This is a genomic window from Tardiphaga sp. (assembly GCF_025356345.1).
Classification (GTDB): Bacteria; Pseudomonadota; Alphaproteobacteria; order Rhizobiales; family Xanthobacteraceae; genus Tardiphaga.
In genome coordinates this window covers 1-10,335 of sequence record NZ_JANXTC010000127.1, presented here as the reverse complement: position 1 = coordinate 10,335, position 10,335 = coordinate 1, and the positions used below count along the sequence as shown (strand labels likewise).

10 protein-coding genes are annotated in these 10,335 nt (G+C 65.7%); 2 read left to right on the top strand and 8 right to left on the bottom strand.

Annotated features, from left to right (window positions below; genetic code table 11):
* The 4 genes from Q0S16_RS07490 to Q0S16_RS07475 form a co-directional block, all read right to left on the bottom strand.
* Positions 1-200: LysR family transcriptional regulator (locus Q0S16_RS07490; RefSeq protein ID WP_295846619.1), on the bottom strand; the 200-nt coding region annotated here is incomplete at its 3' end.
* Positions 201-316: 116 nt separating this feature from the next.
* Complete coding sequence (locus Q0S16_RS07485; protein WP_295846618.1) at positions 317-1,618, bottom strand: RsmB/NOP family class I SAM-dependent RNA methyltransferase; 1,302 nt, start codon at positions 1,616-1,618, stop codon at positions 317-319.
* A 40-nt stretch (positions 1,619-1,658) separates the two neighbouring features.
* Positions 1,659-2,009 carry a hypothetical protein gene (locus Q0S16_RS07480; RefSeq protein WP_295846617.1) on the bottom strand — a complete coding sequence of 117 codons (351 nt, stop codon included), beginning with the start codon at positions 2,007-2,009 and terminating at the stop codon, positions 1,659-1,661.
* Positions 2,010-2,109: 100 nt separating this feature from the next.
* Complete coding sequence (locus tag Q0S16_RS07475) at positions 2,110-2,820, bottom strand: helix-turn-helix transcriptional regulator (RefSeq protein ID WP_295846616.1); 711 nt, start codon at positions 2,818-2,820, stop codon at positions 2,110-2,112.
* A gap of 142 nt (positions 2,821-2,962) precedes the next feature.
* Here Q0S16_RS07475 and Q0S16_RS07470 point away from each other — a divergent pair, with 142 nt between their 5' ends.
* On the top strand, positions 2,963-4,213 hold the full coding sequence (locus Q0S16_RS07470) for an MFS transporter (RefSeq protein WP_295846614.1): 1,251 nt from the start codon (positions 2,963-2,965) through the stop codon (positions 4,211-4,213).
* 10 nt (positions 4,214-4,223) lie between these two features.
* Here Q0S16_RS07470 and Q0S16_RS07465 read toward each other — a convergent pair whose 3' ends face one another.
* The 4 genes from Q0S16_RS07465 to Q0S16_RS07450 all read right to left on the bottom strand — a co-directional run bounded on the left by Q0S16_RS07465 (position 4,224) and on the right by Q0S16_RS07450 (position 8,537).
* Positions 4,224-5,249, bottom strand: coding sequence for an NADP-dependent oxidoreductase (locus tag Q0S16_RS07465; RefSeq protein WP_295846612.1), 1,026 nt, complete (start codon positions 5,247-5,249; stop codon positions 4,224-4,226).
* Between the two features lie 102 nt (positions 5,250-5,351).
* Complete coding sequence (locus tag Q0S16_RS07460; protein ID WP_295846610.1) at positions 5,352-5,978, bottom strand: hypothetical protein; 627 nt, start codon at positions 5,976-5,978, stop codon at positions 5,352-5,354.
* Between the two features lie 161 nt (positions 5,979-6,139).
* Positions 6,140-7,627 carry an IMP dehydrogenase gene (guaB, locus tag Q0S16_RS07455; RefSeq protein WP_295846607.1) on the bottom strand — a complete coding sequence of 496 codons (1,488 nt, stop codon included), beginning with the start codon at positions 7,625-7,627 and terminating at the stop codon, positions 6,140-6,142.
* 250 nt (positions 7,628-7,877) lie between these two features.
* Positions 7,878-8,537, bottom strand: a complete 660-nt coding sequence (locus tag Q0S16_RS07450) for a helix-turn-helix domain-containing protein (protein WP_295846606.1) — start codon at positions 8,535-8,537, stop codon at positions 7,878-7,880.
* A 221-nt stretch (positions 8,538-8,758) separates the two neighbouring features.
* Between Q0S16_RS07450 and Q0S16_RS07445 the strand changes: the two genes are divergently transcribed.
* A complete protein-coding gene (locus Q0S16_RS07445; protein ID WP_295846605.1) occupies positions 8,759-10,234 on the top strand; it encodes an MFS transporter in 1,476 nt (491 codons plus the stop codon).
* The last annotated feature ends 101 nt before the right edge of the window (positions 10,235-10,335 follow it).

The following is a 10,335-nucleotide window of genomic DNA, read 5'->3' as shown; positions in this document are numbered from 1 at the left end:
GCGGTAATCCCCGCGGTGGTCAATTCCAGCCCGTGTGGCAGCCGCCGCACCAGCGGCGCGCCGATCTCCTCCTCGAACAGCTTTAATCGCCGGCTCGCCGCCGACAGCGCCATGTTGAGGCGCTCGGCGGCCCGGCTCAGGCTGCGCAATTCGCAGATGGCGACGAACAGGCGAAGCGAGTGGAGGTCGTGGTGAAACATGGCTCAGTCTACCGCGCCGCGTCGGTGGTAGGATGGGCAAAGCGAAGCGTGCCCACGTCGCAACTCGCACGGACCATGTGGGCACGGCGCAAGCGCGCCTTTGCCCACCCTACAGCTCAGCTTTTTCGTCGCAATACCGAGACAAAGAATCCGTCGGTGCCGGTGCGGCGCGGCGTCATCAGCAGGCCTTCCGGGCTGTGCAGCGTGGCGGCGGCGAACGCCTCGGCCTTGTCCCACAGCACCGAGGTCACCTGCTCGACCGGCACCACCGAAAAATCCGGCTGGCGGGCGATGAAGGCGCGGATCTGGTCGTTGTTTTCCTGCGGCAGCACCGAGCAGGTGATGTAAGCGAGGCGACCGCCGGGCTTGACGAGATCGACAGCGCGATCAAGCACTTCGATCTGGTCCTTGATGCGCACCTCGAGCGCGCCGGGGCGGATTCGCCACTTCGCATCGGGGTTGCGGCGCCAGGTGCCGGTGCCGGTGCACGGCGCATCGATCACCACCAGGTCGGCGGAAGCATGGATATCGTTCAATGTGTCGTCCGGCCCCTTCGGGGTGCGGATGTCGCAATTATGCACGCCGGCGCGCGACAGCCGCTCATGGATCGGCGCGAGCTGGCGCTTGTCGCTGTCGGTGGCGATCAGCCGGCCCTTGCCCTGCATCATCGCCGCCAGCGCCAGCGTCTTGCCGCCAGCTCCGGCGCAGAGGTCAATCACCTGCTCACCCGGCTTGGCGCCGGACAACAGCGCCGCCAGTTGCGAGCCCTCGTCCTGCACCTCGATCGCGCCCTTGATGAAATCCTCCTCGGCATGGATGCCGGGATTGCGCGCATCGGCGCCGAGATCGATCCGCAGCCCGATCGGCGACCACGGCGTCTCGGTGGCGCCGAGATGCCGGACCGAGCCCAGCACCTTGTCGCGCTTGGCTTTCAGCGTGTTGACGCGCAAATCCAGCGGCGCGCGGCTGGCCATCGCGGTCGCCTCCGCGACGCGGTCGTCGCCGAACACATTCGCCAGGTAGCCGTCGAGCCATTCCGGATAATCGCCGGCAATATGCGCCGGCGCGTCGGCCACGGTGCGCGACGACAATGCGGCATGCTCGGCATCCGACAGCGGCTCCGGCGAGAACCGGCCGCCATCGCACAGAGCGGCGATCGCCTCGACATCCATCTTGCGCTCAGCCTTCAGCATGCCGAGCACGCGGGCGCGCGGCGTATCATTGTCCATGATCCAGGCGCTCGACGCCCGGCGCCGCAGCACGTCCCAGACCAGCCCGGAAATACCGGCGCGGTCGCCGGAGCCGGCATAGCGATGCGCTGTACCCCACTCCTTCAGCGCCTTGGCGGCAGGCACGCGCTGGGTGTCGATGGCCTCGATCAAATCGATCGCGGCGGAGAGTTTGGCGGCGGGAGTCATGGCAATCTTTCAACGGAGAACAAAGTGCGCCAGCGCGCTGTCACAGCAGGAACAGCATCCGCAGCGCGAAGTATAACCACATCGCCAGCAGCACCAGCGCACCGGCCACGAACGCCTGTGAACGGCCGTTGCCACCGAAGATGCCCGCCTGCAGGACGCGGACGACGGCGAATACCCAGGACAGCGCCACCAGCACCAGATCGATTTTTCGCAACGGCAGGCCGAGCGCGATCAGCGCGTAGAACAGCAGGTCGAGCTGCGAGGATTGATGCGGCAGCTCGCTGGCATCGTTGCGGCCGGCATTACCACCGCGGCGACCGGTCCAGAAGAACATTCCCAGCGTCAGCGCCACCAGCACGAATACCGGCAGCAGCACCATTTGAACCGACATCGAATTTCACTCCTGCACGCGAAGCCCGAGCTATAGACCGCGCACCCGTCGATGACAATTCGAGGCGGAGCACCCTGTCCACGAGTCGCCGCCACAGCATCTAGCCCGTCGCCACGCCGAATTTGTCGCGAAACACCCGCTCGCCTTTCGGGGTGACGAGAACGGCCCGCGTCCCGTCGAGCCGCCTGGTCCATCCCTGGTCGAGACTGTGCGCGCAGAGCGCCGCGCCCAGCCCGCCGGCCAGATGCGGCCGTCGCTCGCTCCAGTCCAGGCAGGGGCGACACAGCACGCGACCGGAGCGGGCGGTGCGCCGCGCCAGCAACGGCGCCGTATCGAGCCCGATGTCACCGAGGAAAGCCATGCCGGAACCTGTCAGAACGCCGGCCTCGCCGGTCAGTTCGATATGGCCTCGCGCCATCAGGGCGTCGGCCAGCGCCACCCCCAGCCGCCCGGCCAGATGATCATAGCAGGTGCGGGCCTTGCGCAGCGCCGCGTCGCGCGGCCCGGTCGAGAGCCGTGAACGGTCGGGCGCGAGATCCGCGGCCACCTGCATGATGCTTTCCAGCATCCGCGCCACCGATGCCGTCGCCAGCCGGTGATAGCGATGCCGGCCCTGGCGCTCGACGCTCAACAGCCCGGCCGTCGTCATCCGGCCCAGATGCCCGCTTGCCGTCTGCGGCGTGATCCCGGCGGCCTTTGCCAGTTCGGTCGCGGTCAGCGCGCGGCCGTCCATCAACGCGTGCAGCATGCTGGCGCGCGCCGGATCGCCCGACAGCGCTGCGATTTCGGCAAACATTGCTTGACTGGCCATGGCGTAGACCTCCTCGGTTTCACGGCATCCTAGGCCGGCCCGGCGAAAAATACTTCGGTAGCGGCCGAAGCATTTCGCGGCTTGAGATGCCATTGCTGGCACGACGGTCGGTGGACCGGAACCGGCACGGCGGGCGATCATGATGGGCGGCAGCACAACCTTGTTCTATGGCTGGCGCGTGGTCGCCGCGGCCTTCACGCTCGCCGTGTTCGGCTGGGGGCTCGGCTTCTATGGTCCGCCGATCTATCTGCACGCGGTACGCGAGGCGCGTGGCTGGTCGCTGACGCTGGTGTCGTGCGCGGTCACCATACATTTCCTGTTTGGCGCCCTCGTGATTGCCAACCTGCCCCGGCTGTATCGAAATTTCGGCGTGCCTGCGATCAGCAAGGCCGGCGCCATCGCGCTGGCGTTCGGCATCACCGGCTGGGCGCTGGCCGAACAGCCCTGGCAATTATTCGCCGCGACGCTGTTGAGCGGTGCCGGCTGGGTTGCGCTCGGCGCCGCCGCGGTCAACGCCATCGTGGCGCCGTGGTTCGTGCGCAAGCGTCCGGCCGCGTTGGCACAGGCCTATAACGGCGCCAGCATCGGCGGCGTGATATTCTCCCCGCTGTGGAGCGCCGCGATCGGCTGGCTGGGATTTCCGCTGGCGGCGGCACTGATCGGCACGGTGATGGTTGTCGCGGTGTGGCTGCTGGCGGATGCGTTCTTCGCCCGATCTCCGCAACAGATGGGGTTGCGGCCGGATGGCGACCTGGCCTTGACACCGACCATATCAATCACGTCGCCAACGGCGCGTCCGCTTCCCGGCAAGCTGCTGTGGCGCGACGCACGTTTCCTTACGCTGGCCACGGGGATGGCCCTCGGGCTGTTCGCGCAAATCGGCCTGCTGGCGCATTTGTTCTCGTTACTGGTCCCGGCCATGGGGGCAGCGATCGCCGGCCTTGCCGCCGGCGCGGCCACCGCAGCCGCGATTGCCGGACGTTCGCTGGTCGGCTGGCTGATGCCGGTGGGCTGCGACCGCCGGCTGGTCGCCTGTGCCAGTTATCTGGTGCAGATCGCCGGCTCGCTGGCCTTTCTGCTCGCCGGCGGCGACAGCGTGCCGCTGCTGCTCATGGGCATCGTGCTGTTCGGCGCCGGGATCGGCAATGCGACCTCGTTGCCACCGCTGATCGCCCAGGTCGAGTTCGTCAGCGACGATTTGGCGCGCGTGGTCCCGCTGATTGTCGCGATCGGCCAGGCAACTTACGCCTTTGCGCCGGCGGCGTTTGGATTGATCCGCGAAGTGGCCCCCGCTGAAGGCGCGGCAGGCGCCGCGCCCTGGCTGTTCGTGACGGCGGCGATCATCCAGGCCCTGGCGATCGCCGCCTTGCTCGGCAGCCGACGCTGCCGCTGATGGCGGGCTGCTAGACCTTGTCCGGCCCGACGCGCACCAGCTGCTTGCCGAAATTGCTGCCCTTGAGCAGCCCCATGAAGGCGGTCGGCGCATTCTCCAGGCCGTCGGTGATGCATTCCTTGTACTTCACCTTGCCGTCCTTCACCCAGCCCGACATGTCGCGCAGAAAGTCGCCACGGCGGCTGGCGAAGTCGCTAACGATGAAGCCGCGGATGGCGAGCCGCTTGGTCAGGATGGTGCGCATCATCGACCCCGCCCATTTCGGCGTCGAGTCGGCGGTGTCGCTGTATTGCGCGATCAGGCCGCACACCGGAATGCGGGCGAAGAAGTTGAGCAGCGGAAACACCGCCTCGAACACCGCGCCGCCGACATTCTCGAAATACACATCGATGCCGTTCGGACAGGCCGCTTTCAGCTTGGCGGCGAAGTCCGGATCGCGATGGTCGATGCAGTCAGCGAAGCCGAGCTCGTTCTTGACGTAATCGCATTTGTCCTTGCCGCCGGCGATGCCGACCGCGCGGGCGCCCTTGATCATCGCGATCTGGCCGACCGCCGAACCGACCGCGCCGGAGGCCGCCGCCACCACCACCGTCTCGCCGGCCTTCGGCTGGCCGATGTCCAACAGGCCGGTATAGGCGGTCATGCCGGGCATGCCGAGAATACCGACGGCGGTGGAGATCGGGCCGAGGCTGGTATCGACCTTGCGCACCATCTTGCCGTCGGCCACCGCCAGCGTCTGCCAGCCGGAATGCGCCAGCACGATATCGCCGGGGGCGAGGTCGGCGAAATTGGAAGCGATCACCTCGCAGACGGTGCCGCCTTCCATCACGCCATCGAGCGGCACCGGCGCCGAATAGGAGGCCGCATCATTCATGCGCCCGCGCATATAGGGATCGAGCGACAGCCAGATCGTGCGCAGCAGCACCTGCCCCTCGCCCAGAACGGGTGCCACATAATCCTCGAGGCGGAAATCGGAGGGCTTCGGCTCACCCTTCGGGCGAGCAGCGAGCGCGATGCGCTTGGCGGATACGGACATGAAATTTCCCTGAGTGCTGCGTTTGCTGAGTTTCTTGGACGACGCCACAAAAAAGCGGCGCGCGAAAACTCGCGCGCCGCGTGATCGACGTCAAGAGAGGCATCAGGCCGCGGTGATCTTGCCCAGCACCGCGTCGAACGCCGCCGCGGCGCCGTCGAGATCCTTGAAGGCGAGCCCGCCATCGGCCGACTGCTTCTGCGCGGCGGTCGCGGTCGGGCGGATGTCCGCGACCGGCCTGCCGCCATCGAGCATGGTCAGCGGCGCGATCACCTGGAATTCATGTTCGTCGACCGCCTGGTCCTTGAGCAGGAACACGCTCAGCGAAACAATGTCCTTGCCGACGCGGTAGGAGATGTAGCGATCGACCGCCACCGAGCCGTCGCGCTGCATACCGCCAAGTTTCGCAAAGCCCTTGGCGTCGAGCAGCTTGTGCGACTTGAAGCCCTTCACGCCGACCGACTTGGCCTTCGCGGTCTCTTCGCTGAGATCGTACTTTCCGGCCATCGCCTTGCCGACCACCGCGAGTTGCTCAGACATGTCGTGTTCGAACTGCTTCGACGGGCTGCGCGCCGCGCCGGCCTTGCGCGGCTTGTTCGCACTGCGCTTCTCCAGTTCGGCATCGCACTTGGTGACCAGCTCGGCCACTTCCTTGCGCTCTGCGTTGACGCGCAGGTTTTTCAAATCCTGGTTTGAGAGCGCGGCAACGCGCTCGTCCGTCCAATCGACCATGATATCCAACATTCTTTCTGGCGTAAGCGAGATGATTCTCGAAAAATGCGCGTCACACGCCGCGGCAACACGCGGGCGAATGGCTGCGCCAGGCAGCGTGGGTGACGCAGGTACAATAGCGCCTTATGGCGCTATTGTACGGTTCTATTTGGGCAAGTGCCTTACAAGCCACCCGGATAGTTAGGGCTTTCGCGGGTAATTGTCACGTCGTGCACGTGGCTTTCGCGCAGGCCGGCGCTGGTAATGCGGACGAATTCCGCCTTTTGATGGAAGTCGGCGAGGTTCTTGGCGCCGACATAGCCCATCGCGGCGCGCAAACCGCCGGCGAGCTGGTGCATCACGTTACCGACCGGCCCCTTATAGGCCACCTGGCCCTCGACGCCTTCCGGCACCAGTTTCAGCGAGTCCTTGATGTCCTGCTGGAAGTAGCGGTCGGCCGAGCCGCGCGCCATCGCGCCCACCGAGCCCATGCCGCGATAGGCCTTGTAGGAACGGCCCTGCCACAGGAACACTTCGCCGGGCGTCTCGTCCGTGCCGGCGAGCAGCGAACCAACCATGGCGATGTCGGCGCCCGCCGCCAGCGCCTTGGCGAGATCGCCGGAGAACTTGATGCCGCCATCGGCGATCACCATCACATTGGCCTTCTTCGCCGCTTCAACCGCGTCCATGATCGCGGTGAGCTGCGGCACGCCGACGCCGGCGACCATGCGCGTGGTGCAGATCGAACCCGGGCCGATGCCGACCTTGATGGCATCCGCGCCGGCATCGATCAGCGCCTGCGCGCCTTCGGTGGTGGCGATGTTGCCGGCCATCACCTGCACCGCATTGGACAGCCGCTTGATGCGGGCCACGGCTTCCAGCACGCGCGACGAATGGCCATGCGCGGTATCGACGACGATGATATCGACGCCAGCATCGATCAGCCGCTCGGTGCGCTCGAAGCCACCCTCGCCGACCGTGGTCGCCGCCGCCACCCGCAGCCGTCCCTGCGCATCCTTGGAGGCCAGCGGATGCGCGACCGCATGCTCCATGTCCTTGACCGTGATCAGGCCGACGCAGCGATACTGATCATCGACCACCAGCAGCTTCTCGATGCGGTGCTGATGCAGCATGCGCTTGGCTTCGTCCTGGCTGACGCCCTCGCGGACCGTGACCAGGTTCTCATGCGTCATCAGCTCGGAGATTTTTTGCCGCGGATCCTTGGCGAAACGCACGTCGCGGTTGGTGAGGATGCCGACCAGCCGGCCGGGGACGCCCTTGCTGGCGCCGGTCACCACCGGAATGCCGGAGAAGCCATGTTCCTTCATCAGCGCCAGCGCGTCGGCGAGCATCGCGTCGGGGCCGATGGTCAGCGGATTGACCACCATGCCGGATTCGTACTTCTTGACCTGGCGCACCTGGGCCGCCTGGCCTTCGGGATCGAAATTGCGGTGGATCACGCCGAGACCGCCAGCCTGCGCCATAGCGATCGCCATGCGGGCTTCGGTGACGGTGTCCATCGCCGAGGCGATGATCGGAATGTTCAACGGGATGGCAGGCGTGGCGAACGAGCGGATGTCGGCATCGGACGGCAGGATGTCGGACAGGCCGGGCTTCAGCAACACGTCGTCGAACGTATATGCTTCGCGAATTTGGTGAACGACCGCCATTGCCAACTCCATTCAGCGGCAAATTCGCCGCGCTATAACCTCGGGATGAGCCAATTACCCGGCGATGCATGGCATCGTCGTCGAATCGAAGCCCATAGGGGGGTTGGCGGTGGTCGATAGCATGGTGTGATGACGATTCAAAGCGTTTGGGAGCCATGCACGGTATTTTGCGACCACGGCGACCGGATCTGACGGTTTGGACCTGTCGTTTCCCAGGGCGTGTCAGACGCTTCTGGTCGCCCCTGGCCGCCTAATCGATCAAAAGATCGGTGGGCACGCCGAGCGCGCGTGAAAATTTCTTCTGCAGTCCGGCGGGTCCCTTGCGTCGGCCGGTCTCGATCTCCGACAAGTAGCTCTGACTGATGCCGACGGCGACGGCCAATTCGCCCTGTGTCATGTCCCGCCATTCGCGGATCGCCCGGACCGGATTGTCGCCATCGGCGAGACGGTCGGCTACCGATATCGGCAGCACAACCTCGCGGCCTTCCTTGACCGCACGAAGGGAGGCGCGAACCACCCGGCTGGCGTCGGCATCTTCCTGCGCCTCCGCGGCGAGCGCGACCAGCCGGTCATAATCGGCGCGGGGCAAAATCGCGAGATCGTCTCCGGCTGGCGTCTGGATGAACTGGACGTTGGCTCTGACGGTACCGGCCTTGGCCATGGTTTCCTCAATCATAGATGTCGCGGCGATGACCCACCGCATGAATGGTGATTTCTCGCCATCGACCGTGAACAACACGCGCCAATCGCCAACACGCAGCCTCAAACCCTCGACGCCCTTCAGCGCCTTGATGTCGCCGACGCCCGTTTCGGCATAACTCACGATCTTCAGATCGATCTGCGCGCGGGTAGCTGCGCTGAGCTTGCGCCACTGACGAGAAGCCGCGGACGTAAAGCCGATCTGTTTCATCTACATTATCGCATTGCGCGATTTATTAAATCGCATTACGCGATACCGCGTCAAGCCGTCAACTCCGCGTCGTGGAACCATACCGCCGCTCACGCAGCCGTTAGGAGCCATGCTCCTGTGGCCAATGGCCCCGCCGGCGACGGGATGTTAAAGCGCCCGCGCGCCGTCCTGAAGAATCACCGGCCTTGGCCCGACAGAGCCCCGGAAACGAAGAATTCTCCATGAACAAAGAACGCCTGATCCCGCTCATCGTCGCGTCCGCGCTGTTCATGGAAAACATGGATTCGACGGTGATCGCGACCTCGCTGCCGGCGATCGCCGCCGATATCGGCACCAGCCCGCTGACGCTGAAACTGGCGATCACGTCCTATCTGCTGTCACTGGCGGTGTTCATCCCGGCGAGCGGCTGGACCGCCGACCGTTTTGGCGCCCGCGCGGTGTTCTCGATCGCCATCTGCGTCTTCATGGTCGGCTCGATCGGCTGCGCGCTGTCGGGCTCGGTAACCGATTTCGTCATCGCCCGCATCATCCAGGGCATCGGCGGCGCGATGATGACGCCGGTCGGACGGCTGGTGCTGCTGCGCTCGATCGACAAAAAGGGGCTGGTCAATGCGATGGCCTGGATGACGGTGCCGGCACTGGTCGGGCCGGTGATCGGGCCGCCGCTCGGCGGCTTCATCACCACCTATTTCTCCTGGCACTGGATCTTCCTGATCAACATCCCGATCGGCTGCCTCGGCATCTTCCTGGCGCTGCGCTTCATCGATCCGATCCGCAGCGACAATCCGGAACGGTTCGACCTGTGGGGCCTGATCCTCGCCGGAATAGGACTCGGCGGTATCGCCTTCGGCGCTTCCGTCGCCGGCCTCGGCCTGCTGCCATGGCCAGTGGTCGCCGCTCTGATCGGGGTCGGGACGCTGTCGATGACCATGTATGTGCGGCACGCCCGGCGCACCGCGTCGCCGGTGCTGGATTTCTCGCTGATGCGGCTGCAGACGCTGCGCGCCGCGATCATCGGCGGCTTCCTGTTCCGGCTCGGCATCGGCGCGCTGCCGTTCCTGCTGCCGCTGATGCTGCAGGTCGGCTTCGGCCTGTCGCCGTTCCGCTCCGGCCTGATCACCTTCGGCTCGGCGGTCGGCGCGATGGGCATGAAGACGCTGGCGGCGCGGATCCTGCGCACTTTCGGCTTCCGCAATGTGATGACCGTCAACGCCATTGCCAGTTCGGTCTTCCTCGCGGTCTGCGCGCTGTTCACGGTGACGACGCCGCTGACGCTGATGCTGGTGATCCTGGTGGTCGGCGGCTTCTTCCGCTCGCTCGAATTCACCGCCATCAACACCGTGGCCTATGCCGAGGTCGAGCCGGCGCAGATGAGCCGCGCCACCACGCTGGTCAGCGTCAACCAGCAACTGTCGATCTCCGCCGGCGTCGCGGTCGGCGCGCTATGCGTGGAATCCAGCATGCTGATCAAGGGTATGAGCGCCCTCACCGCGGCCGATTTCGCGCCGGCCTTCCTGGTGGTATCGCTGATCTCGGCGACCTCGGCCTACTTCTTCTGGCAGATGCCCGACGACGCCGGCCACGAAATCTCCGGCCGCAAGGTGGCCGAGATTTCCAGCCGCAAGGGGACGGAAAATGCCGCGACCAAGGCCGCCAGCGAAGGCACAGAAGACGCCCGGGATCAGCGGCTGGGCTGAACCGTCACGCCCGGTTGATAGCAATACCGGACATGGTGGCGCGCCGTCGGGGGGTTAAACGTCAGCCGCTGGACTTCGGCCCACCGCGAAAGCCCATCGCC

Excerpts from the sequence above, each read along its gene's own strand:
- Q0S16_RS07485 (WP_295846618.1), bottom strand. The coding sequence starts at position 1,618 with ATGACTCCCGCCGCCAAACTCTCCGCCGCGATCGATTTGATCGAGGCC.
- Q0S16_RS07480 (WP_295846617.1), bottom strand. The coding sequence starts at position 2,009 with ATGTCGGTTCAAATGGTGCTGCTGCCGGTATTCGTGCTGGTGGCGCTG.
- Q0S16_RS07475 (WP_295846616.1), bottom strand. The coding sequence starts at position 2,820 with ATGGCCAGTCAAGCAATGTTTGCCGAAATCGCAGCGCTGTCGGGCGAT.
- Q0S16_RS07470 (WP_295846614.1), top strand. The coding sequence starts at position 2,963 with ATGGGCGGCAGCACAACCTTGTTCTATGGCTGGCGCGTGGTCGCCGCG.
- Q0S16_RS07465 (WP_295846612.1), bottom strand. The coding sequence starts at position 5,249 with ATGTCCGTATCCGCCAAGCGCATCGCGCTCGCTGCTCGCCCGAAGGGT.
- Q0S16_RS07460 (WP_295846610.1), bottom strand. The coding sequence starts at position 5,978 with ATGGTCGATTGGACGGACGAGCGCGTTGCCGCGCTCTCAAACCAGGAT.
- guaB (WP_295846607.1), bottom strand. The coding sequence starts at position 7,627 with ATGGCGGTCGTTCACCAAATTCGCGAAGCATATACGTTCGACGACGTG.
- Q0S16_RS07450 (WP_295846606.1), bottom strand. The coding sequence starts at position 8,537 with ATGAAACAGATCGGCTTTACGTCCGCGGCTTCTCGTCAGTGGCGCAAG.
- Q0S16_RS07445 (WP_295846605.1), top strand. The coding sequence starts at position 8,759 with ATGAACAAAGAACGCCTGATCCCGCTCATCGTCGCGTCCGCGCTGTTC.